Here is a 23,689-nt window from a genome sequence, read left to right on the forward strand (position 1 = left end):
TACCAAACAAACTACCTTCTTTAGCTGTCGGCCAGGTACACGGCTACCGCAATCTTGATTTCACTGAAACTGTAGGATTTGCCCAAATGCTCGCGCAGATCGTTGAGTCTGATGGTTTTGAGCGTGGTGATGGCCTCCAACATCCGGTCGAGCCTTTTTTGAGGCACCAAATCGCTCCCCTTGATTTCGTGCTTGGCTACAAAATGAGCCAGATGGCCTTCAATAGTTCCTAAGCTCATTTTTCGCTCTTTGGCAATTTCTTCGGCAGTTTTGCCTTCCTTAAACAAACCCAAGGTCAGTTCTTTGGTATCGGGCTTAGGCAAGGCCGGCGCTTTACTTTTCTTTTTGCTTTTGAGCTTGGTGTAGCCATCGTCGCTGTTAAAATCTTCTTTGCCACCCGAATAGGCTTGTCTGATTTGTTCGTTGCGTTTAGGGTTGCGGTGCAAGGCTACAATGTCTTCTTTGGTCAGCTCCCTGTTTTCGCCTGCAGCCACCAACATAGCCTTTGCTTTGTTGATTTTTTTAGATTGCTCGTCAAACATCAGTTCCATTTCGAGCAATTCGGCCAGATATTCCTTGGTTTGTTTTTCGGTTTTTACTTTTTCGATCAGTTCAAAAATCGAATCGCTCATCGCCATCAATTGTGGCGTAAAATATTGCGTTGCGGCTTCAGTACGTTCGAGCAAAAGCCCAAAACCTTCGGCCGTACCGGCGCCGGCGCATAAACGCTCTAGCTGCTTTAAAAACTTATCGGCATGAGCCCTTAGCGCAATGAGCGTTTGTTGCAGCTTCACGGCCCAGCTCAAATGGGTTTGTTTGGCCGATCGCTTTTCGTCTTTGGTATAGCTAAACACATGCTCAAACACATAATTATCCAACGTGGCAAAGTTGAAAGCCTGCAACAGCGAATGGCGCATAAACGCAAAGCTTTCTCTTTTGATCTGTACGGCCAGGTCTTCCTGTTGCTGCTTGGTCTTGGCAAAATAAGTTACATTTTGATCTTGACGGATGCCACGGTCGGAAATGAGCGACGTGAGCACCAGCCCGTCCAGCGAGCGGAGCCTCGACAGCGCTACATAAATCTGCCCGGGGGCAAAGGCATCGCCAATATCGATAATGGCTTTATCAAAAGTAAGCCCCTGACTCTTGTGTACGGTAATGGCCCAGGCCAGCTTGAGCGGAAACTGGGTAAAAGTACCTGCAATTTCTTCTTCAATCTCATTGGTGGTTTTATTTACCGTATAACGTACATTTTTCCAGGTATACCTTTCCACACTCAGCCGTTGTCTCGAATCTTCGAACTTGACTTCTACCAAATCGCTTTCCAGTTTGGTTATCACGGCTATCTTGCCATTAAAGAAGCGCTGTTCGCCGGTTGGATCATTTTTGATAAACATCACCTGTGCGCCAACCTTCAGCTCCAATATCCGTTCGGCCGGATACGAACTTTCGCTAAATTCGTCGGTAATCGTTGCCTTATAAAAAGACGATTTCCCTTCCAATTCGGCCAGGCTGTTTTTGTTCAGCGCATCGGCCTTGTTGTTGTGGGTGGTTAGGGTAATGTAGTTGTCTTTGAGGTCGGGCTGGTAGTTTTGCCGGTAATACGATTTAAGCAGGGCTACATCGGCGGCAGTGACCTGGTTGTTGCGCAGGTTATTGAGCAATTGGATGAAAACCTCGTCGGCCTGCCGGTAGATTTTTTCAAGCTCGATGTAAATAGGTGGCGATTGCTCGAGCACCAAGGCATCAAAAAAGAAAGCGCTTTTGTAAAATTGGGCCAAAAGCTCCCATTCGGTATTTTTTACTACCGGTGGCAACTGGTGCAGATCGCCAATAAACAATACCTGGACCCCGCCAAAGCCCGAATTGTTTTTGCGCACATAGCGCAGCACCATATCGATGGCGTCGAGCAGGTCGGCCCGCAGCATGCTCACTTCATCGATAATCAAAAGCTCCAAATCCAACAAGATGCGTCGTTTGGTGGCGTTCATGTGCAGGTGCTTGATAATTGATTTGGGGGTATGGTAATGCTGATAGGCGCCCAACTGCTGATCGGGCACTACTTTAGGCAGAAAAGTTCCGAAAGGCAGCTGGAACAGGGAATGGATGGTTACCCCGGCCGCATTAATGGCCGCAATGCCCGTTGGCGCTACAATAACTGTTTTTTTGTGGGTTAGCGATACCAAATTACGCAGAAAGGTGGTTTTTCCGGTACCAGCCTTGCCGGTAAGGAAAATATGCCTCGACGTTAAATTGATAAATTTGGCGGCCAACTCTGCCGGCTGGAGCGCTTCCGGTACCTGTATCATCATCACTTATCTTTTACCCTTTTTTGTTGCAAACCTAACGCTTTTTAACGAGTACGCCACCCTGAAATTCCATCCAGGAGAAATCTTTGTCTGATTTTTTGAAGGTGCCATTCACGTTGCCGAGTACCAAAGTAACCGTAAAATCCCTCGTTTGCTGCGTCAATTGCATTTCTTGCCACGGAATGTCTTTTTTATTCATATCGGCAGTGTAATCGTTCTTGTATTTGAAGTAGAGCTTTTGGGCCAGGGCACGCAGGTCAAACACCAAGGGTTCCTGCTCGTTGATGGTAAGTTTCAACTGGTACTCACCTCTTGCCTTGCCGGTATTATTTCGAGACAGGTACTCGAACTTGAACTTGGCACCTGCAAAACTGCGCTGTTGGTCATCGCTATAAAATGCCGAAGGGAAGTAAATATCGTAGTCTTTCACCACAATCCCGACGTTGCTTTCGCTGTCAAAGTTAAATTGTACACTTTCATCGTCGAAATTAATATCCTTGATTTTGAGCAAGGCTAAAGCGGTATCGGTTTTTTCTTGTTTGATTTCGTACTTGTATATGACCGTACCATTGGCAAGCTTCTTGTCTATCTTCTGTTCAATTTGCTTTAAATCGGCCTTGGTAAAGCTTTGCAACGAAGTTAATCCATGCTGTTCTATCAGGTAGCGAACCACTTTCGGCCGTTCTTTCATCGCCTGCTTGCTTTGCTGGTGCATCAGTCGCTTAAGCCTGGCCAACTGCGAATACCTGGCTACCGAAAAAGCACTCTGCGGTCCGTAAACCGTTAGCAAGGCCAATACACAAAGACTGATGGGAATAACCTTGATGTTCTGCTTTTTGCTGAGCAGAAAATAAGCCGTAATTGCAGTTAGCCAAAGTGCCAGTACAATCAGAACGTAACGCGACTCGGTGATGCCATAATTGCCTACCCTTTTTACAATGGCCAGCACGAGCAGTACCAACAAAGGGATAATCATGAGGTAAAAGAAACGCGAAAACAGCCTAATCCAGCCATTGCCTTCACGTTCCCTGATCGGGTAAACCAGCAGCAGCGACAAAATGCCAAAAACCGAATAGCCCAATACCAGGGTAGAAACAAGGCCTTTGGGCAGTTGCCAGGCAATGGCAATTTTGATTTCGTAAACCAATAAAATAGCCAGGTAAATCGTTACCAAGGGGATGAGCACATATTGCGTAAATATCTTGAGCGCCTTTGGATAATCTTGCTCTTTTTCGAGGCTATCGAAATCAGAAGGCACGCCTGCCAAAAAGAAAACGGTAGTAAAGCCGGCGCTCACAAAGGCCAGTAGCTTCATGTACCATTTGTAATTGATGTCGACATTAAACAGCCCATTGATGGCAAACAAGGCAATGGCCAGGCCTGCATAGAGCACTCCGGCATAAAAAGCCGAAGTTAAGAAGCGCAAAAGGAGGGTCTTGTTGTACTGCCAGAAGCCATTCAGGTTTGCGCGGCCAATAAAAGGCGCAAAAGCGACCAGCAAATGAAAGGCAAAAGCTAGCTGCAGGATACGGTAAATATCATTGGCATTTTTCCAGGGATGGAGCAAAAAGTACAAAGCCACACAAATTGCCAAGGCCAAAAGCCTCAGCCCCCATTTCCTGCCCTTTGCATAACCATGCGATTCGGCAAAAAGATCGGCAGACAGCAAAAGCGTAAGCGCCAAGTTAGCCAGCAAAAGCAGCTTAATCAAAATATTGGCCAAAGGGGTATTTTCGCTGTAATTGAGTTCGCTAAGCCAGCACCAAATGATGGTTGATGAAACTGCAAGCAGAAATTGCAAAGGGAAGCGCACAAATACGCCAGCAGCCCCTCGCCAGAGCGTTTGTATCGAAGGTAGTTTCATAACGATAAATGTAATTAAATATTCATCATGTTTTCGGCCCCGTAACAAATGTTAAAAAATGTTATCAAATGTTAAAAAACCATAACTAAATTTTTAGTATTAATTTTTTAGTTATATTTTAGCATCAGCCAAACAAAACAAACCCCGATGAAATTTATCCGTCTAGCCATTTTATTAACAATGTGCTACACCAGTGTTGCGCACGCGCAAAATCCATTTGCTATTAAGGGAACCGTAATCGACAGTGCCGGCAACAGCAAACTCCACTATGCAACCATCAGCATTCTCCATGCAAAAGACTCAACGCTCTATAAATTTACCCGGGCAACCACTACGGGCTCTTTTGCTATCGAAAACATGAAAAAGGGAAATTTCATTCTCTTGCTCACCTATCCCGAATATGCGGATTATGTAAATCCGTTCACCTTGGATTCGGCCAAAACAAGCATCGATTTCAAAAGCATCAACATGAAATCGAAGGCCAAATTGCTGAACGAGGTTATCATCAGAGGCCAAGCCGCAGCCATTAAAATCAAAGGCGATACCACCGAGTTTAATGCGGCCAGCTATTCGATACAGCCCAACGACAAGGTAGAAGACCTGCTCAAAAAAATGCCGGGCATACAGATTGACAAAGACGGCAAGATCACTGCCCAGGGCAAAGCCGTACCCAAGGTATTGGTTGATGGCGAGGAGTTTTTTGGCGACGATCCTACCCTGGTCACTAAAAACCTAAGAGCAGATATGGTAGACAAGGTGCAGCTTTATGAAAAATCAAGCGACCAGGCCGCTTTTACCGGTGTTGACGATGGGCAGAAAACCACGACCATCAACATCAAGCTGAAGGAGGACATGAAAAAGGGTTATTTTGGCAAAATTGATGCAGGCTATGGCACCAAGGATTTTTACGAAGCCCAAGCCATGTTTAACCTGTTTAAAGCCAAGCAGAAATTGGCTGTGTATGGCACTTCGGGCAACAATGGCAAAACCGGTCTCGGCTGGGACGATTCCAATAAATATGGTGGCGGCAGCAACAACATGGAAATATCTGGCGATATGATTTTCTTTAGTGGCGACGACGACGAAATTGATGGCTGGGAAGGCCAATACTATGGCGAAGGTATCCCAAGAGCCAATAATGGCGGGGTGCACTACGATACCAAATGGCGTGGCGACAAAGAAAGCCTCAACACCAATTACAAAATTGGGGAGATGGATGTGAAACTCAAAAAGAACACCTTAAACCAAAGAAACTTGCCTACCGACATTAACTTTAGCAACAGCGACGAGGCTTCGGACAAGAGCATTTTTCGCCAAAAGCTTGACGCAACCTATACCATCAAACTGGATACTACCTCTAACCTGAAAGTATCGATAGACGGAACGCTGAAAAAGAGCAGCAACGAGAGTGATTTTTCGAGCATCACCACGAGAGAAAACGGTTCGAAACTGAATACCAGTGAGAGAAGCAATGATGTTGATGGCAATGAACAACTCTTCAACATCTCTGCCTTCTACAACAAAAAGCTCAAAAAACTTGGCCGTAACTTTTCTATCAGCTTAAGCCAAAGGATCAACAAAAAAGACAACGAAGGTTATATCAAATCAGATAATGAGTTCTTTGATGAGAATGGCCTGCCCAAAAGCAGCGAGCTTGTAGATCAGTTTAAAACCAATAAGACCAATATAGCTGCGTTTACCTCAAACTTTACCTACAACGAACCCATCAGCAAGTTCTTCTCGCTGGTATTAAATTATGGCTTTAGTGTTAACAACAGTACTTCAGACCGGAAATCATTTAACCAATCGGCCCCCGGCAACTACAACTTGCTAGACCCGGAGTTTAGCAACGACTTTGAGGCTACCCAATACACTAATCAGGGTGGTGCTATTTTCAACTACAAGAAAGGCAAAACCGTACTTGGATTTGGAACCAAGGTAAACGCGGTTAACTTTGACCAGTACGAAGCGCTTTCCAATACAAGGTACAAAAGAAGCTTCTTCAATTGGCTGCCACAGTTAAATTATCAATACAAGTTTTCGTCGCAAAGAGCGATCAGGTTTGGCTACAATGGTTATATGCAGCAGCCTATGGTTGACCAGTTGCAGCCAGTTAAGGTAAATACCGATCCCTTAAACCAGCAATTGGGCAATCCCGACCTTAAGCCGTCTTTCAGCAGCAGTTTCTCCCTCAACTATAGTTCTTACAAGGTTATCAGCAACCAGTCTTTTTACTTAAACGGCTATTTTTCTTTCACCAACAACGCTATTGTAAACAACACGACTACCGATGGGGATGGAAAATCGGTCTACCAATCGGTTAACCTCAACGGAAAGACGCCGGTATCTTATAATTTTTATGCTGGCTTTAGCAGAAAGCTAAAGTTCATTGGCATGGATGCCGGCCTAAACATCAATGCTGGCGGCAATACCGGATACAGCTATATCAATGGCCAGTTTAACGAAACCACCAGCAAAAGGTTTGGCCCAAGGGCAAGCCTGAGCAGGTATAACGACAAATTTGAAATCAGCTTAGGCTTTGGTCCCAGCTACAATGCCCAAGAGGCATCGTTACAGCCAGAACGCAGCAACAAAGGCTGGGGCACGGCAGGCAATGCCTACGTAAAGGTTATTTTGCCTAAAAAGATCGCTTTGCAGGCTGATGCCGATTATACCTATACGCCGAGCTCTAAATCATTTAACAGCAGCTTTGAACAAACCATCATTAACGCTTCGATTTCAAAAAGCTTCTTCAAGAAAGAAGACCTGAAACTGATGTTAAGAGGCAACGACTTACTCAACCAGAACAGGGGCTTTAGCCGCAATGCATCGGCCAACTCTATTGTTCAAACCAGTTACAACAACATCAGCAGGTATTTTATGTTCTCGCTGGTTTGGGATTTCAGCAAAATGGGTGGCGCACCTCAAAAAAATTAAGACCATGAAAATCAAACATATTCTAACGATTGTTATTTTGGCTTTAACGAGCCGTACTTTATATGCCCAAAACGCCCGTTTCGTTACACAAGGGGTAATTGAATACGAAAAAAAGGTAAACATGCTGGCCCTCATTACAGAGCGCATCAAAAAGAGCAAAGACGACACGTGGGGTCAAAAAATACTGGAAGACTATAAAAAGAACAAGCCGCAATTCAAGATCCTAAAAAGCAGCCTGACTTTCTCAAACGGCAAAACTTTGTTTACGCCAGTAGCCGAAGAGGTCATGGAAAACAGCTGGTTCGATTTTGAACAGGCCAAGCAAAACAACGTACTCTACACCAACACGCTAAATGGCACCAGCACCGTACAGAAGAAAATATTCGAAGAAACCTATCTGGTAAAAGACAGCACCCGCAAAATCAACTGGAAGCTAACCGACGAAATCAGGAACATTGCAGGCTACGACTGCAGAAGGGCCAATGCCGTGATTATGGATTCGATTTATGTGGTGGCATTCTATACCGACGAAATCCCGGTTTCGGGCGGACCAGAATCTTTTACCGGATTGCCTGGCATGATTTTAGGCCTCGCCCTGCCTAAAGAGCACATTACCTGGTTTGCTACCTCGGTAAGCGATCAGCCCGTTACCGAAGCCCAGCTAAAGGAACCTACAAAGGGCAAGCCTACCGACAACAAAAAACTTTCGATTATTTTAAAAGACGCCTTAAAAGATTGGGGCGATTATGCGCTCGATATCTTAAGGGCTGTTAGTATTTAAATCTTTTACGGCTGAACTGTTGCCGAGCCTGCCGACTGAGCGGAATGATTTTGTTTGGCAACCACGTGCATACGGTAGCAGGCCCATAACCATACCAACAACATAGGCAACATCCAAAACAAAGAGCCCAGCACAAATGCAAGTACAAATTCCTGTAGGTTTTGGGTGGCCAAGCCACTTAAAATAGTTACGGCAAAGGCCGGTATGGTGACGAACAATACAATGACAACGGTGTATTTAAGGGCAACCCACACAAAATGCTTTCGTTCCAAAATAACAGAACGGCCCGCGCGCTTGCCATAAATATAGGTAAGCCCAAAAAGCACGATCAAAATTCCGATTACCCGAACGCTTAAAACGGCATCCATAAAGAAAATAAAACCGTTGGCAAAATCGCCACGTGTTTCCTGATACATAAAAAACAGCAGACAAAGTACAACGAGTATTGCCGTTTTTTGTAGAGCCTGCTTGTAGCCAATGCGCTTGGCCTCCTCTAAAGTCATGTGATTAGGTTAAAGGGCGGAAGATATGAAAAACCTGCTATTTCTTGGCACGCGACTAGTTCACCAATAGCTTGTAGCCCTTGCCATGAACGTTCAGGATTTCTACCTTGGGATCTTCCTTCAGGTACTTGCGCAGCTTGCTCAAAAAAACGTCCATGCTGCGGCCATTAAAATAATTATCGTCGTGCCAAATGCTTAACAGGGCTTCTTCCCGGGTTAAAACAGTATTTTTCTTGAGGCAGAGCAGTTGCAAGAGTTCGGCTTCCTTGGTCGATAGCTTTTGCTGCTGGCCGTTAAAGTGGATCAGTTGCGTGGTATAATCGAAGGTATATTTGCCAATCAGGAATTGGGTTTGTACCGGTTCGTTGCTCACGCCTTCTTTGGCCGCCACACGTTTAAGCAGGGCGTTGATGCGCAGCAGCAATTCTTCGATTCGAAAAGGCTTGGTGATGTAATCGTCGCCCCCCAGATCGTAGGCCGAAGCCTTGTCTTCCATCATGGCTTTGGCGGTAGCAAAGATAATGGGCACCTGCTGATTGGTTTTCCTGATTTCCTTGCCCAAGGTAAAGCCATCTTTTTTAGGCATCATCACGTCTAAGATACAAAGGTCGAACTGCTGCTTAGAAAAAGCCTTCAGACCTTCTTCACCATCAGTACACAGCACCACATCGAATTTGCCTTTCAGCTGCAAATAGTCTTGCAGCAACAGGCCCAAGTTAGGGTCATCTTCTACCAATAGGATCTTCTTCATCATGATTAATTGCTATGTTTAAATGGTATAATAACTTCGAAAGTGGTACCTCTGTCTTTTTCGCTCTGCACCTTGATGCTGCCGCCCATTTGCATGAGGATATCTTGTACATAGTTCAGCCCCAAGCCAAAGCCTTTTACATCGTGCAGGTTTCCGGTATGCACCCTGTAAAACTGGTCAAATATGCGCTTGGTTTGGTCTTTGGTCATGCCAATACCCTCGTCGGAAACCTGTATATACAAGTTTTTGAGACTGCTTCGCGTACTGATGGTAATTTTCGGCTCGTTTAAGCTGTACTTGTTGGCGTTGTCTATCAAGTTGTAAATTACATTAGAAAGGTGCAGTTCGTCGCCCATAACCAAGTCGTCGGCCGAATTGAGATTGAGCGTAACCTGGGCATTGCGCTTTTGCAGCTGCAGGCCCATGCTGTCTACTACAGCCATAATCAGGTCGTTTACATTGACTGGTGCATATTCCAGCTTGATTTCCTTCTTTTCAAGTCGCGCTACGCTCAGCACGCGCTCGATGTGGTTGCCCAGGCGAACATTTTCATCATAAATGATGTTGGCCAAGCGGCTGATGCGCGTCTTGTCTTCAACCACTTCCGGATCCTTCAACGCTTCGCTGGCAATCATAATGGTGGCTACCGGCGTTTTAAATTCGTGCGTCATGTTGTTGATGAAATCCGTTTTCATTTCCGATAGCTTCTTTTGTCTGATGATGGCCAAAATGGTATAGGTAAAGATAAAGATCAATACCAAAAGCAGGGCTACCGAGGAGGCTAACGTAGCAAACATGTTGCTGAATATCAACGAACTTACATTGGGAAAGCTTACGTAAAGCATTCCTGGGTCGTTGATCACCACATCATTGCTGAAAACCACATGTTCGAACGTGTTTTTAGGCAGAGGCTCAGTAAGGTTATGTGATACATTCTGGTAGATGATGCGATTCTTGTCTTTGGCGGGGGTAAGCCAGTAATTGTAGGCGAGCTTGATGTTTTTGCTCAGCAATTCCCGCCGAAGCAGCGTATCGAGTATTTTTTTTGACGGAATACGGTTCTCTAAAGGTACATTTTTGTTATCGAGCTCTTTGGCCACATCCTGTACCAGGTTAAAGCTGTTGTTGCTAAACAGGTTTGCCGTATCGGCATACAGCCTATCCAGCTCCATTTGGTACTTTTTGCTGGCCTTTGCATCTTCTACCTTGAACTTGGCCATCATATCGGGATCTTTGCTTGGAAAAGAAACCACATGGGGCAACCAGTTCTGCGGACTAAAGGCAATATACCTGATGGTGTCGGGCAGCTTTCCCTGCTGCAGGTTGGTTCTCAGGTGCAAAAACCTAGGCCTCACCCTTCTGCTGATGAGGTTGCCGTTTACATCTTTGATATCCTCAATATCCAAGCCCAGTTTATTGTTTGCGCTCGAGTTTGGATTAGAATAGATTTGATATTCTTCTTCGGTAATCATGAAAGGCGACAAAAAGCTGGCCTTGATTGAACTGTCCTGAAAAAGGATATAATCGAGCATTTGCTGCTGTTGCCGGTATTTTCTTTGGCTCTCGCTGTCCTTAAAGCGAACCTTGAAGGCCACGATGGTATCCGTTTTGCTTTTCAGGTCTTCTTCGCGCTGCCTTCTGGCTTCGTCGTCTTTTCTATTGATGCTGGTTACGACGTTCTTCTTCTGAATTTTGTTGACCACCGCATTGAGTGCTTGGTTTACATTCTCTTCGAAAAGCCTCGAGTTCAGCTTGTACGATTCCCTGATGTAATACACCTGCATCACAAAAACACCCAGCAGGGCCAGGGTCATGAGCGCCGTAATTATCCAGAGACTTCTTTTTTTCATCTTTAGTTATTCAAAAATAGCGAAGTATTAGCCCATAAGCCTAGGTTTTAACACTTTTTAACAAGTGTGATTGCCAATTGGTTAAACAAAAAAGCCGTCTCGAAAATCAAGACGGCCCGGCATTTAAATTTGTTTGCTTAAAAAAAGATCTTTTAGAAAGGAAGATCGTCTTCCTCACCCGCCGATGCGTTAAGGTCGGCAGGGGCGGCATATTGTGGCGCTGCCGGAGCGGCTCCTGCCGTATTGGTGAGGGCGGTTAGGCGCCAAACCACTAAACTGTTAAAATAAGAGGTTACGCCCTCTTTGTTGGTCCAAGGACGGCCACGCAAATTGAACGAAACTTCTACTTCGTCGCCCGGTTTCAAACTATCGAACAAAGCTGTCTTATCTTGTAAAGCCTCAAACCTGATGTATTCAGGGTAAGTAGGATTTTCTGCATATTCTATAATCAAATCACGTTTTTTAAACGTTTCGCTCACTTGTTGTAACGCACCGATTTCGTGCACTTTTCCTTTAATTTCCATTTCAATTCTATATTATTATCCTCGCAAACCAAATCTCTATATTTTTATTGATAACTTCGCAATCTATATGATGCAAGTTTTCCACAACAAGAGCAAGGTTATTGTAACCTGCAACAAAAGACTTTCGCCCTACCTGCAAGAAGAAGTTGCAGCGCTGGGCTATACCATTGTACGTGCATTTGCTACCGGCGTTGAGCTCAACATTACCCTAACCGAATGTATCAAGCTTAACCTTAACCTGAGGTGCGCCAGCCAGATCCTCTATTGCATCAATAGCTTTAAAGCCAGCAACCCCGATGAGCTCTATAAAGAACTGGCAGCCATGGAATGGGAAGAACTGATCGATTTTTCGGGCTATTTTTCGGTAACTTCAAACGTAGACAACCCCACCATTACCACGCCACTTTTTGCCAACCTCAAAGTAAAAGATGCCATTGTAGACCGAATCAAGGATAAAAAAGGCATTAGGCCAAATTCTGGCTCCGATGCCAATAAAACCGTGGTTCACCTTTATTGGAAAGACAACGAAGCTGACGTTTTTTTAGACACCAGCGGCGAAACCCTGGCCAAGCATAGCTACCGCAAAATTCCAGGCAAGGCCCCTATGCTCGAAGCCTTGGCTACCAGTGTAATTTTGGCTACCCAATGGGATCAAAAATCACCTTTTGTCAATCCCATGTGCGGTTCGGGAACCCTGGCCATAGAAGCTGCCTTGCTGGCGACCAACCGCAGGCCAGGCCTGTACCGCATGAATTATGGCTTTATGCACATTTTGGGCTACGACGAGGAGGTGTTTTTTGCCGAAAGAAGAATACTGAAAGAACAGGTGATCAAAAACATCGACCTGCAAATCGTGGCTTCCGATCTTTCTGAAGATGCCGTTGAAGTGAGCCGCAGAAATGCCAAAACCGCTGGCGTTGATACCCTCATTACCTTCGAAGTTTGCGATTTCGAACGCACCCAAGTGCCCCAAACTGGCAAAGGCGTAGTGGTGTTCAATCCTGAATACGGCGAACGCCTGGGCGTACACAGCCAGCTGGAGCTCACCTACAAAAGAATGGGGGATTTCATGAAAAAACAGTGCAAGGGCTATTTTGGCTACATCTTTACCGGAAACCCCGATCTGGCCAAGAAAATTGGCTTAAAGGCCGACAAAAAGATCGAATTTTACAATGGTAAGCTAGATTGCCGTCTTCTCGAATACGAACTCTACGACGGCTCGAGAAGGCCCGACGAGGAAAGACCAAAGAGAGCCTAACAACATACACCTCCGGATTTGGCAGGTCGCCACCACAGAAAATTTCAATATCCGAAGTTATTTCAAAACCACGGGTGCTTTTTTTTTGTTTATGCTTTCAGATCAACCCTATACAACCACATGAAAGATAAGGCAAAACAGCAGATGCAGGAAGTAGCTTCCACAATCAGGAAAATAAGGGAACAGAAAAACTACACCCAAGATTACCTGGCCGCCAAGCTCGATATCTCGCAAAATGCATACAGCAAAATAGAGCTGGGCTACAGCAAAATTACCCTCGACAGGCTTTTCCAGATTGCCGTGATTTTAGAAGTTGAGGTCATGCAATTGCTCTACCCCGAAAAGACAGGCAACCTAGGGCCCTTCGCCTAAACATTTTTCAACAAAAGACGCTTGTCAACAAAATTCGCGATAACTTGCGGCCTCATATCTATACCCATGCAGGCTATCATTTCAAAAACCATCGAATTTGTGAAGGCAACCTTGGCAGGCGCCGAAGCGGGCCATGATTGGTTTCATATTGAACGCGTTTACAAAACCGCCCAAACCATTAATGCCATCGAAAAAGGCGATGAGCTGCTTGTGGCCTTGGCGGCTTTGCTGCACGATATTGCCGACAGCAAGTTTAACGATGGCGACGAAGAAATCGGCCCTCAAAAAGCAGGTGACTTCCTGAAAAGCATCGATGTAGCCGAACCTATTATCGTACAGGTACAGCAGATCATCAAAAACCTTTCTTTTAAAGCCAGTTTGGGCACGCTTACCTTTGCGTCGAAAGAGTTGGACATTGTACAGGATGCCGACCGCCTGGATGCCATTGGCGCCATTGGGATTGCCCGGGCGTTTACCTACGGTGGCTACAAAAACCGCATATTGTACGATCCGGCCATTGCACCTAAGCTGAATATGAGCAAGGAAGAATATAAGAACACCACGGCACCTACCATTAACCACTTTTACGAAAAGCTGCTGCGACTTAAAGACCTGATGAAAACCCAAACCGGCAAAGCCATGGCCGAAAAACGCCATCAGTTTATGCTCGACTATCTGGAGCAGTTTGATGCCGAATGGGAAGGCCGTGCATAAGGATAAGTTGGGGAGCTGACAGTTTAGTTAATTAGTGATTAACCGAACCTTACCCCAAAAAGCGCTGGTATTTTTACTAATTTTTTTAGCATGATTTGTTATTTTTGAATTCCAAATCATGTTAAAATGTCTGAGCGCCTAAGAGAAAAACTGAACATCCTTGCCGATGCCGCCAAATATGACGTTTCCTGCTCATCAAGTGGCAGCAATCGGAAAAACCACAACAAGGGAGTTGGCAACGGCCACATATCGGGCATTTGCCATACCTATACCGAGGACGGGCGCTGCGTATCATTGCTCAAAATCCTGCTTACCAACCACTGCATCTTTGATTGTGCGTATTGCGTAAGCAGAAAAAGCAACGACATTGAACGCGCAGCCTTTACGGTAGAAGAGGTAGTAGAACTAACCATGAACTTTTATCGGCGCAACTACATAGAAGGCCTATTTCTTAGCTCCGGGATCTTTAAAAATGCCGACTTTACCATGGAAAGGCTATTGCGCGTGGTCAAGAAACTGAGGCTTGAAGAAAAATACAACGGCTATATCCACCTCAAAACCATTCCAGGAGCTAGCGACGAGCTGATCAAAGAGGCAGGCCTTTATGCCGACCGCATGAGCATCAACCTGGAAATGCCTACCGAAAGCGGATTGAAATTACTCGCTCCAGAAAAAAGCCACCAGGATGTGATGAAACCCCTGGGATTTGTACAACAACAAATCGTGCAGTTTACCGAAGAAAAAAAATTGATCAAGCACGTACCCCAATTCGTGCCGGCAGGCCAAAGCACCCAAATGGTAATTGGTGCCACCCCCGAAACAGATAAGGACATTATGTATACCGCTGAGGCCTTTTATCGAAACTTCTCGCTCAAAAGGGTCTATTATTCTGGCTACATTCCCATTAGCAACGACAGCCGTATGCCACTTATCGGCAGCCAGCCCCCTTTGCTTAGGGAAAACCGGCTTTACCAAACCGATTGGCTGATGCGTTTTTATGGGTTCAACGTTAGAGAAATATTGAACGATAGCCACCCACACCTCGATACCGACATTGACCCTAAATTGAGCTGGGCTTTGCGCAACCTCCAGTATTTTCCTGTCGATATCAATACAGCTACCTACCAAATGATTATGCGCATACCTGGAATAGGCATTGCATCGGCCCAAAAAATCGTCAAGGCCAGGCAGTTTGGCAGGCTGCATATTTATCAGTTGCAAAAAATTGGCGTGGCCTATAGTCGCGCCAAATATTTTATTACTTGTGCCGATACGCCTTTTCAACTTCGGGATTACCAAGCTACGCAACTCAAAGCCTTTATCTTGGCCGAAAGCCAAAGCAAATACCTCAAAACCGACCGGCAGCAACTTGCGCTTTTCTGATATGATTTATGTTTTTGACCAAAGCCTTGAAGGCCTTTTGACGGCCATTTTCGAATGGTTTGAGCGCAAGCCCGGCGCAGTAAAGCTTTGCAGCACTTTACACTACCAGCCTGACGCCTTTAGTGAAACCCTGTTCATCCACACCGATAGCGAAAAGGCAGGCCGCGTGTGGAAAGGCCTGCAGCAACGCCTATCCAAAGAATGGCTGCGCAAGCTTTATTGTTGCTTTCTTTCCGAACAAGAAGAAGCTTTTGTGGCTTTTTTTAACTGTTGTTGCATCTTATTCAAGCAGCAAGGCGCAGAGCAAAACTATGGCGACCCCTTTGTTTTAACCGTGGCAAAGCTGGCCCGGAGCGTAGAACGTGAAAAGCACCGTATGGAAGCCTTCATCAGGTTCGAAAAGGCAGAAGACGGCCTGTTTTATTGTGGCATCGATCCCGATTTCAATGTTATTCCCTTAATTGCAGGGCACTTTACCCAGCGTTATGCAGACCAGCGTTGGGTGATCTACGACATCAAAAGGAACTACGGTATTTATTACGACCTGCGGCAAACCACAGAAATCTTTCTCGAAAACGGCCTGCAACTGCTTCAACAAAAGGAAAAAGTCCAACAAGACGAAAAGGAGAAGCTCTATGCCAACCTCTGGAAAGACTACTTTAAAAGCACCAATATCCAATCCCGCAAGAACACCAAGCTGCACGTGAGGCATGTACCCAAGCGCTATTGGAAATACCTTACCGAAAAGCAACCAGAATAAAGCTACGGTTGCTTTTAACACTTTACTTAACATAGACTTAACTTATTAGTTGTAAATTAGCCTTATGAAGTTAAGCGTACTTGTACTCATCACGGCACTCGCAGTTGGCCTTTCCATTGGCTTGGTCAACTTCCATTTTCAGGGCAGCTGGTATTATTTACTGATTTCTTTTGGGATTTCGTTTGTAACCAGTTTTCTGGTTTTTTACTACCTGTTAGAGAAATATATTTATGGCAAGATCAAGCTGATTTATAAACTCATCCACAACCTGAAACTAGGCAAAGACTTGAAGGAGGCCTTGGGCGAATATGTAAGTTCAGACCCGATTAACGATGTAGAGCAAGAGGTAAAAGAATGGGCCGGCGCCAAAAAACGCGAAATCGAACTCCTTAAAAAACAGGAACAGTTTAGGCGCGAATTTCTTTCTAACGTATCGCACGAATTTAAAACGCCTTTGTTTGCCATACAGGGCTATATAGAAACCTTGCAGGATTGTATTGCCGACGACCCGGAAACGGCTATCAAGTTTCTGAAAAAGGCCGAAAACAATGTAGAACGCTTAAGCTATCTCATCAACGACCTCGATTCGATTTCCAAGCTCGAAACCGGCGAAATACCCATCAATTTCCAGAAATTCGATTTTGTGGTATTGGCCAAAGAAGTAATGGACAGCCTGGAAGACAGGGCCATGGCCAACAAAATCAAACTATCGTTCAAGGACAAATACACTGGTCCCACCATAGTGTTTGCCGACAAGGAAAAAATAAGGCAAGTAATGATCAACCTGATCCAGAATTCCATCAAATACGGCAATGAAAACGGCGCTACAGCCATCAAGATATTCGAACTGCACGACCAGTTTCTGATCGAGGTAACCGACAATGGCATTGGCATTGAAGAGAAGCACCTGAACAGGCTGTTTGAACGTTTCTACCGCATCGATTCGCACCGCTCGCGCAAAGAAGGCGGCACCGGCTTGGGCTTGGCTATTGTTAAGCATATTTTGGAAGCGCACCAACAGACCATTTCTGTACGCAGCACGCCCAACATCGGAACTACTTTTGCATTTACCTTGGAAAAGGCCAATCAGAACGATTTATTAAAATAGTTGTTGGAGTTAACATTAACTTAACATAGCAAGCTTAGTTTTGTATCATATTTAATGAGTATGAATAGCATTTTTAGCTTCTTTACCCCTAAGGATAAAAAATTCCAACCTCTATTTGAACAAGCCGGCAGCAACGTTTTAAAGATTGCAGAAGCATTATTGGTCGTGGTAACCACCACCGACTTAGATAAAAGAAAAGAAGCCATCAAGGAAGTAGAACGCCTTGAGCACGTGGGCGACGATATTACCCACACCATCTTTATCGAACTGAGCAAGAACTTCATTACGCCTTTCGACCGCGAAGACATCCACTCTTTGGCCAGCGCCATCGACGATATCGCCGATTACATCCACGCTTCGGCCGGAAACATCGAGCTGTACAACATGGTAAACATTGGTGATGCCATGGTCAAACTGGCCGAACTCTTGGTAGAAATGTGTGCCGACTTGGAAAAAGCCATCAAGGAATTGAGAAGCTTTAAAAACATCAGGGTAATTGCCGATGCCTGCGTAAGGATCAACAGTGCCGAAAACCAGGCCGATTACGCCTGCAATTTGGCCATTGCCCGTTTATTTGAGTTTGAAACCAACGCGATAGAATTGATTAAACAGAAGGAGATTTTGCAAACGCTGGAAATCGCAACCGACAAATGCGAAGATGCCGCGAACGTGCTTGAATCTATTTTGGTTAAAAACGCCTAACAAAAATATGAGTTTAACCCTACTTTTCGTCATCATTGTATTAGCCCTGATTTTCGACTACATCAATGGCTTTCATGATGCCGCCAATGCCATAGCTACCATTGTTGCCACCAAGGTGTTAACGCCTTTTCAGGCTGTGCTTTGGGCAGCTTTTTTTAATTTTTTGGCTTATTGGGTATTTGGTTTTGGCGTTGCCGATACGGTAGCCAAGACCGCCAACACCATGGAAATTAACCTGGTGGTGATTTTGGCCGGCGTTATAGCGGCCATTATCTGGAACCTGTTAACCTGGTGGCTGGGCATTCCTTCCAGTTCGTCGCATACCTTGATTGGAGGTTTTGCAGGCGCCGCCATTGCCCATGCAGGCTTTAACGTAGTACTTTGGTATAAAGAAGGCAAGGCGGGCGAAATGCCTACCGGTGTATTGGTAATTTTGGGCTTTATTGTACTGGCTCCGGTTATCGGGGCGGTTATTTCCTACTTTATTTCCATCTGGTTTCTGCACTCTTCCAAAAAGAGCATCTGGCCAAAAATATTTACCCTAACCTTAATGCTGGTGGTTGGCATCTACATTTATACCCAGATTAAATTTTACCACGAAATCAAACACCCACGCTTCGAATCGCATTTTTGGAGCGTAGTACTTGAAGCCCATAACATCAAATGGCTGCTCGTGGCCTTCATCGTCATGTCGGTCAGCTTTTTCTGCCTTATTTTTAGCAGTTTGAACCAAACCCAGTCTACCGCCTGGTTGCGCAAGATGCAACTCTTGTCGTCGGCCTCGTTTAGCTTGGGCCATGGTGGCAACGACTCGCAAAAAGTAATGGGTATTATCGCAGCTGCAGTAGTAGTTTACATCCATACCAGCGGTGTGTCTATGGATAGCCTGCCCTCTTGGCTACACGTAATCCTCCCCTCAAAAGGAGCCAACGGCGAAGAAATTGCCGGACAAATGCCTGATTGGATTCCGTTGGCCTGTTACAGCGCCATTGCAGCGGGTACCTTAAGCGGCGGCTGGAAAATTGTAAAAACCATGGGCTCTAAAATTACCAAGGTAACCCCGTTCGAAGGTGTAACTTCTGAAACTGCAGGTGCCTTAACCTTATATTTTACCGAGCATCTTAAAATTCCGGTAAGTACTACGCACACCATTACCGGTTCTATTATCGGCTCTGGCTTAACCAAAGGCGTATCGGCGGTAAAATGGGGCGTAACCGTAAAACTGATTTGGGCCTGGATACTCACCATACCTGTTTCGGCGGTACTGGCTGCGCTGGTCTATTACCTGTTAAGCTTATTTATCCATTAATAAAAAAAGGCTTTAAGATTTAACTTAAAGCCTTTTTTTCATGTCACGGGCTACCTGCTGCGCATCGGCATCGCCATGCTGTTCCAGGTTTTCGATGATTTGCTTGCGGTTGGCTTCTGTATGGTTTTGGCTCAGCTTGAAAACATTGGCCAAGCCCTCTACCCTGATTTCGAAACCACTGATGGCTTTGAGGTTCTTCTCGATGTAATCGTCAGTCATGCGATGAAACGCCGCCTGGCTCGTTGCCGGATCTTCGTAGCTGTTGGTTAACTGTTTGATTACCTCTCGGGTTCCAGCTTCATCCATCAGCCTGATTTTACCTTTGGCCTGCACCGAGCTATAGTTCCAGGTAGAGGCTCCTGCCGGATTTTCGTAAACCGAAGCGCTGACATAGGCATGGGCACCCGTAAATAAGGCCAGCACGTTTTCGTTTCGAGCATAAGCTTCGTGATGATCGGTTTTTTTCATCACATGACCAACAATACGCAAGCCCTGTTCGTTTTGATAAACCTGAACAGGCACTTGGGTAGCTACCGGGTACATTCCATCAAAACCAATTAAGGTGATAAAAGGATGTGCCTGCATAAAAGCCCATACTTTTTGGGCATCTTTTTCTTCAAACTTAGAATTTTTGTACATTTTAAAGGGGAATTAGGACCAACAAACAGACCGGGAACTGCAGCAACTAAAACTCGATGCTCAATTCTACTTTAGAATCTGAAGGATGGTGCCGGACCCAATTTGGCCCTTCCTTAACCAAGCGGATGGCTTCATCGTCTTCGGCCTTGGTTAAGCTCTTTACCACCTTGATATGGCTTGGCCTGCCTTTGGCATCAACCTCAAAGCTAAGCAACACCGTTCTGTTGGCCACAGCGCCTTTGTAAAGCTTATTGTTGCTGTTTAGGTATTCCCTGTACTTGGCCCAGCTTTCGGCTGGCGTTGGGGGGGCTATTTTAGCCTTGCTTACATTTACCGTTACCTCTTTCAGGGTTTGATCGGCAGGTTCCAATTCGATGATGGCTTTATTGGCTTTAGTACTTACCTCTTTGGCATTAAAGCCCAAATAATTAACGGTTAGGCTTTGGCTGTTGCTGCTGTCAAGGCGCAGGCTAAATTCGCCTTTGCTGTTGGTCATGGTTCTGATGTTGGTGTTCAGCACCTTCACATCGGCACCCGGAATAGGCAAACCATCTATTTTGGAAATGACTTTGCCACTAAAAATATCGGGAGAAAAGGTAACGCCTGGTGCCCGGCCACTAAGGGTTTGATTTAAAGGCCTGGCTTCTCTTTTGGCCACGGCTACGTTGCTCAGGCTATCTACTTTAAGCGCGCGGGCCTGCATTGCCATTGGCGCTGGTGGGGCGGCGGCTACGCTCACTTCGTTCTTGTCGCTTACTTCTGCGACCGTTTTGTTGGCCAATATATCTTCTGGAGCAGTTTTGGCAACAGCCTTCCCTTTAGGGTTGAGTTTGGCGAGGCTGCTGGTTTTGGCACTGGCCAGGGCTTTATCAACTTCACTGGCTACGGTGGCATCGGCAACAGGCGCTTCGGTTTTTTTAGTGGCAACTTGAGGTGCCGTATTTACTTCTACCTGCTTAGGCTGCTGCTTGGCCAATTGTTCGCGGTTGTTGCTTTCCCTCATCCAAAACAAGAGGCTGGCCACCACAAAAAGTACGGCGGCGGCGGCCGCAATGCTTAGGCGTTGCGAAGTTAGGCGCCATCTTTTTTGTTCAATCGGCTTTTGGGCAATGCGTTCCTGCAATTGTTTTTGAAGCAGGGATAAAGACTGGGCACGCTTGGGCGATTGGCTCAAGCCAGCTAGGGCTTCGGCCACGAAGGGATCCTCAAGCGAAAGTTTTTCCACCTGATGCATCGTTTGGGCATCGAGCTTACCATCAAGGTAATCTTCCAATACTTCAATATCTATCCACTCGTTATAGCTCACTGTTCTTTTCTATGCAAATTTTCAAATTTCTCTTCCCATTTTGGATATAGCTCTTCACTTTGAGCATATCGTAGCCGGTTATATCGGCAACTTCCTTATAGCATTTCTCCTGCAAGTAGAAGAGTTCCACACTCTTTCTTTGCTCTTCAGACAGGGTTTCCATGCACTTTTCCATCAAGGTAAGCTGCGTTTCTTTTGCATCGTCAATATCCAGATGCACAAAGTCCTCGTTTTCCACAAAATTATCTTCCAAAGTTACGGTAGGATTTTTTGTAGACTTGCGCAAGGCCATTAAACAGTGGTTCCGGGTAAGTACATGGAGCCAGCTTTTGAAGTTCTGTACCTGGTGCAGCTTCAGTTTCAACACCAGTTCTTCAAAAATCTGCATCACGGCATCCTTGCTCTGCTCTTCGTCTTTAAAATAATTGAAGCAGACCCCAAAAACCAGGTGCATGTATTTGTTGTAGAGCGTACCCAATGCCTCCAAATCACCGCTTTTCTGATAGGTTGCAATCAGTTCAGAATCGTCGTGCTGGTTAATCTTGGTGGTATTTTTGATAAACTTCAATGTGGGCCGCTGCTAAATCTTATCCAAGTATAAAAAATATTTTCCGTTGTGGCTATGGAAATCTGAGAAAGCTGCCATCATCAAACAAAACCTACAGCTCATGAAAAGATTAATACTACCTTTTTTGGCCTTGTTCATTTTGTTTGGATTTAAGGGCATAACCACCAGGACCATTACTGGAACAATCGTTGATAAAACAGATGGGAAAGGAATCCAATTGGCAAGCGTCAGAGCAATGCCCAGCAAGAACAAAGTAACCACCGACAATAATGGCCAGTTCAAGCTAGAGATCAACAAAAACGACAAAACCTTTGAAGTTTCCTATCTCGGCTATAAAACACAAACCATTACGATTACCAAGGCAAACCATTACGAGATCCGGCTCGAAGAAGATTCTCATTCGCTAAACGAAGTGGTTGTGGTTGGTTATACGGCACAATTGAAAAGAAGAGAGGTCGCATCATCCTCCAGTTCCCTAATTAGCGCGAAGGAAATGCGAAGTCAACAAGGCAAGGCGGCAGGAGTTGTAATTCGAGGCCATAATTCCTTTCAAAAAGACAAACCCGTTCATGATACCGAAAGCTATAGTGCCATTAAGGAAAACGGTTTTTTGAAGGCCAACAAAAATCCTTTATCTACCTTTTCTATTGATGTAGATGCGGCTTCGTATAGCAACATGCGCCGTTTTATCAACAATGGCAGTTTGCCTCCAAAAGACGCCGTACGTATCGAAGAAATGATCAATTATTTTGATTACGACTATGCGGACCCAACCGGAAATGATCCGGTAAATATTGTAACAGAGCTAGCACCAGCCCCTTGGAACAGCAAACATCTGTTGTTACATATTGGCTTGAAGGCCAAAAAAATCGCTACCCCGCACCTGCCAGCATCGAATTTAGTATTCTTGATCGATGTTTCTGGATCAATGAACGATGAAAACAAACTGCCGTTACTGGTTTCCTCGTTAAAGCTCCTTACCGATCAGCTGAGGGAACAAGATAAGGTTGCTATCGTAGTATATGCCGGCAGTTCTGGCTTGGTATTGCCTTCTACTTCTGGGGCCAACAAAACGACCATCAAAGACGCTTTGAGCAGACTGAGCGCAGGTGGTTCTACAGCTGGTGGCGCCGGATTGGCATTGGCCTATAGAGTGGCAACCGAAAACTTTATTAAGGAGGGAAACAACCGCATTATTTTGGCCACAGACGGCGATTTTAACGTGGGCGCCAGCAGCGATGCCGCTATGGAACGCCTTATTGAGGAGAAACGCAAAAGCGGCGTATTCCTGACGGTACTGGGCTACGGAATGGGCAATTATAAAGATAGCAAAATGGAAACCTTAGCCGATAAAGGTAATGGCAACTATGCCTATATCGACAATATTATGGAGGCGAAAAAAGTGTTGGTGAACGAATTTGGAGGCACCTTGTTTACGGTAGCCAAAGACGTGAAACTTCAGTTGGAATTCAATCCATCCAAGGTTCAGGCTTATCGGTTAATCGGTTATGAAAACCGCCTGCTTAACGACGAGGATTTTAACGACGACCAGAAAGACGCTGGCGATATGGGATCGGGACATACGGTTACTGCACTTTACGAAATCATACCTATTGGCGAAAAAAGCGAGTTCATTGCTAACGTTGACGAGCTTAAATACCAAAAGACAAAAGCCTTGGCCAGCCATAACGATGAAATGCTGACCATTAAGCTCCGCTACAAAGAACCTAGCGCCAACAAAAGTAAGCGCTTGCAAAAAATAGTTCGATACGAAGCGATGTCTACCAACACTAGCGACAATTTCAGGTTTGCGGCGGCTGTGGCCGAATTTGGCATGTTATTGCGCCAGTCCGAGTTTAAGCAAACCAGCAGCTTCGAACAAGTCATAGACCTTGCCAATGGGGCAAAAGGCAAAGACAAAGAAGGCTATCGCACAGCGTTTCTAAAATTAGTGCAGTCGGCCAAATTAATGGCAAAAGATTTGCTTAATATTGCCGATAGAAACGGTGATGGGGAGGAGCGCAATAAACGCTAGCCACCATCTTTTCCGC

Annotated in this window: 20 protein-coding genes; 11 read left to right on the forward strand and 9 right to left on the reverse strand. The window is 45.3% G+C overall.

Annotated features, from left to right (window positions below; all coding sequences use genetic code 11):
* Positions 1-20: 20 nt before the first annotated feature.
* Together AC6H1S_RS17150 and AC6H1S_RS17155 are read right to left on the reverse strand one after the other, a co-directional pair.
* Positions 21-2,312 carry a helix-turn-helix domain-containing protein gene (locus AC6H1S_RS17150; RefSeq protein WP_497564401.1) on the reverse strand — a complete coding sequence of 764 codons (2,292 nt, stop codon included), beginning with the start codon at positions 2,310-2,312 and terminating at the stop codon, positions 21-23.
* 31 nt (positions 2,313-2,343) lie between these two features.
* A complete protein-coding gene (locus AC6H1S_RS17155) occupies positions 2,344-4,173 on the reverse strand; it encodes a DUF4153 domain-containing protein (RefSeq protein WP_497564402.1) in 1,830 nt (609 codons plus the stop codon).
* A gap of 147 nt (positions 4,174-4,320) precedes the next feature.
* Here AC6H1S_RS17155 and AC6H1S_RS17160 point away from each other — a divergent pair, with 147 nt between their 5' ends.
* Positions 4,321-7,110, forward strand: coding sequence for an outer membrane beta-barrel protein (locus AC6H1S_RS17160; RefSeq protein WP_497564403.1), 2,790 nt, complete (start codon positions 4,321-4,323; stop codon positions 7,108-7,110).
* Between the two features lie 4 nt (positions 7,111-7,114).
* The gene (locus tag AC6H1S_RS17165) at positions 7,115-7,891 is read left to right on the forward strand and encodes a GLPGLI family protein (RefSeq protein ID WP_497564404.1); all 777 of its coding nucleotides are present in this window, start codon (positions 7,115-7,117) and stop codon (positions 7,889-7,891) included.
* Between the two features lie 5 nt (positions 7,892-7,896).
* Here the strand turns inward: AC6H1S_RS17165 and AC6H1S_RS17170 are convergent, their stop codons facing one another.
* From AC6H1S_RS17170 to AC6H1S_RS17185, 4 genes are all read right to left on the reverse strand, one after another.
* Entirely contained in the window at positions 7,897-8,394 is a 498-nt protein-coding gene (locus tag AC6H1S_RS17170) for a hypothetical protein (RefSeq protein WP_497564405.1), read from the reverse strand.
* Between the two features lie 55 nt (positions 8,395-8,449).
* Positions 8,450-9,145, reverse strand: coding sequence for a response regulator transcription factor (locus AC6H1S_RS17175; protein WP_199136378.1), 696 nt, complete (start codon positions 9,143-9,145; stop codon positions 8,450-8,452).
* Positions 9,146-9,150: 5 nt separating this feature from the next.
* Entirely contained in the window at positions 9,151-10,995 is a 1,845-nt protein-coding gene (locus AC6H1S_RS17180) for a sensor histidine kinase (protein WP_497564406.1), read from the reverse strand.
* A gap of 152 nt (positions 10,996-11,147) precedes the next feature.
* Positions 11,148-11,519 (reverse strand): DUF3127 domain-containing protein, encoded by a 372-nt coding sequence (locus AC6H1S_RS17185; RefSeq protein WP_199136210.1) that lies wholly within the window; start codon positions 11,517-11,519, stop codon positions 11,148-11,150.
* A 70-nt stretch (positions 11,520-11,589) separates the two neighbouring features.
* Between AC6H1S_RS17185 and AC6H1S_RS17190 the strand changes: the two genes are divergently transcribed.
* The 8 genes from AC6H1S_RS17190 (at position 11,590) to AC6H1S_RS17225 (ending at position 19,125) form a co-directional block, all read left to right on the forward strand.
* Positions 11,590-12,777, forward strand: coding sequence for a THUMP domain-containing class I SAM-dependent RNA methyltransferase (locus AC6H1S_RS17190; RefSeq protein ID WP_199136380.1), 1,188 nt, complete (start codon positions 11,590-11,592; stop codon positions 12,775-12,777).
* Positions 12,778-12,897: 120 nt separating this feature from the next.
* Complete coding sequence (locus AC6H1S_RS17195) at positions 12,898-13,149, forward strand: helix-turn-helix domain-containing protein (RefSeq protein WP_199136212.1); 252 nt, start codon at positions 12,898-12,900, stop codon at positions 13,147-13,149.
* 66 nt (positions 13,150-13,215) lie between these two features.
* On the forward strand, positions 13,216-13,863 hold the full coding sequence (locus tag AC6H1S_RS17200) for an HD domain-containing protein (protein ID WP_497564407.1): 648 nt from the start codon (positions 13,216-13,218) through the stop codon (positions 13,861-13,863).
* 126 nt (positions 13,864-13,989) lie between these two features.
* Positions 13,990-15,246 carry a putative DNA modification/repair radical SAM protein gene (locus tag AC6H1S_RS17205; protein ID WP_497564408.1) on the forward strand — a complete coding sequence of 419 codons (1,257 nt, stop codon included), beginning with the start codon at positions 13,990-13,992 and terminating at the stop codon, positions 15,244-15,246.
* A 1-nt stretch (position 15,247) separates the two neighbouring features.
* Positions 15,248-16,006 (forward strand): TIGR03915 family putative DNA repair protein, encoded by a 759-nt coding sequence (locus tag AC6H1S_RS17210; protein WP_497564409.1) that lies wholly within the window; start codon positions 15,248-15,250, stop codon positions 16,004-16,006.
* 64 nt (positions 16,007-16,070) lie between these two features.
* Complete coding sequence (locus AC6H1S_RS17215) at positions 16,071-17,114, forward strand: sensor histidine kinase (RefSeq protein ID WP_199136221.1); 1,044 nt, start codon at positions 16,071-16,073, stop codon at positions 17,112-17,114.
* Positions 17,115-17,174: 60 nt separating this feature from the next.
* Complete coding sequence (locus tag AC6H1S_RS17220; RefSeq protein WP_199136223.1) at positions 17,175-17,816, forward strand: DUF47 domain-containing protein; 642 nt, start codon at positions 17,175-17,177, stop codon at positions 17,814-17,816.
* Between the two features lie 7 nt (positions 17,817-17,823).
* A complete protein-coding gene (locus AC6H1S_RS17225) occupies positions 17,824-19,125 on the forward strand; it encodes an inorganic phosphate transporter (protein ID WP_199136225.1) in 1,302 nt (433 codons plus the stop codon).
* 24 nt (positions 19,126-19,149) lie between these two features.
* On the opposite strand, the gene AC6H1S_RS17230 is transcribed toward AC6H1S_RS17225, so the two are convergent.
* Genes AC6H1S_RS17230 through AC6H1S_RS17240 form a run of 3 tightly spaced genes read right to left on the reverse strand, consistent with a single transcriptional unit; the run spans position 19,150 to position 21,638 of the window.
* Positions 19,150-19,764: an FMN-binding negative transcriptional regulator gene (locus tag AC6H1S_RS17230; RefSeq protein ID WP_497564410.1), complete on the reverse strand. Its 615-nt coding sequence runs from the start codon at positions 19,762-19,764 to the stop codon at positions 19,150-19,152.
* 46 nt (positions 19,765-19,810) lie between these two features.
* Entirely contained in the window at positions 19,811-21,070 is a 1,260-nt protein-coding gene (locus AC6H1S_RS17235) for a carboxypeptidase-like regulatory domain-containing protein (RefSeq protein WP_497564411.1), read from the reverse strand.
* Positions 21,060-21,638, reverse strand: coding sequence for an RNA polymerase sigma factor (locus tag AC6H1S_RS17240; RefSeq protein ID WP_497564412.1), 579 nt, complete (start codon positions 21,636-21,638; stop codon positions 21,060-21,062). The genes AC6H1S_RS17235 and AC6H1S_RS17240 overlap by 11 nt, the downstream gene beginning before the upstream one ends.
* 100 nt (positions 21,639-21,738) lie before the next feature.
* On the opposite strand from AC6H1S_RS17240, the gene AC6H1S_RS17245 reads away from it, so the two are divergent.
* Positions 21,739-23,673 (forward strand): vWA domain-containing protein, encoded by a 1,935-nt coding sequence (locus tag AC6H1S_RS17245; protein WP_497564413.1) that lies wholly within the window; start codon positions 21,739-21,741, stop codon positions 23,671-23,673.
* Positions 23,674-23,689 lie beyond the last annotated feature (16 nt).

Source organism: Pedobacter sp. TM02, from assembly GCF_059705275.1.